General features: G+C 58.9%; 1 protein-coding gene. It reads right to left on the bottom strand.

The genetic code is table 11. The features are described 5' to 3' along the window. The coding region (locus BS300_RS20830) for a hypothetical protein (RefSeq protein ID WP_143241876.1) at positions 1-710 on the bottom strand (710 nt) is incomplete at both ends.

Raw genomic sequence — 710 nt, 5'->3', positions numbered from 1 at the left:
GTCTGCTCCTGCTGCCAGTTGCTATCTTCGGTGAAAGTGAGGGAGACAGGATCGACCTGTGGCAAGGCACCATCGGTAATGGTGATATTGAGGGTGCCGAGGTTGCTCTTGTCGCCGTCAAAATCGGAGCCCTGTACCTTCAGGCCAAAGTTGAGGCTGTTGGTCGCTTCCGGCTCGTCAAACACGCCGGTCAGGGCGACGCTGTACTTGCCATCCAGCTCGATGGCGACGGTAAGGATCGTATTGCCCTGCCAATCCTTGACGGTCAGCTGGTTGCCCTGCACCTCATAACTGGTGGGACGCCCCTGGCTGGTGAGCCCAGCGAGCGCTGGTTGGCTCGCCTCAAAGTTGAGGGAGACCAGACGATCGCTACCCACCGTGACCGGCAGTTGACCATCGATGCGCTGGTTGCCCCCTTCTTGCAGCGAAACGCCCTTGTCCAAACCGAGTTCGGGGTCAAGGCTGTCCGTCACCGTGATGGTGGTTGAGCCCTGGCTCTGGCTGCCATCGCTGTCGGTTACCTTGATTGGCAAGGTCAGGTTGAGATTGTCATCCGCCCCGTGATCCAGGTTGGTATGCACCGTTACCTGATAGTCGATGGTTGCAGTGGTATGAGCGGCAATGCTGGCGGGCACAGTGGGGATGGATACCGTCATCACAACCAGACCAGAGCTGGTCACTGCCTGGAAGGTGTGACCATCCGTGCCAAC

The organism is Aeromonas sp. SCS5 (assembly GCF_001887375.1).
Classification (GTDB): Bacteria; Pseudomonadota; Gammaproteobacteria; order Enterobacterales; family Aeromonadaceae; genus Aeromonas; species Aeromonas jandaei.
Note: the sequence above shows the minus strand (reverse complement) of the source record. Positions and strands in the feature narration are given on the sequence as shown.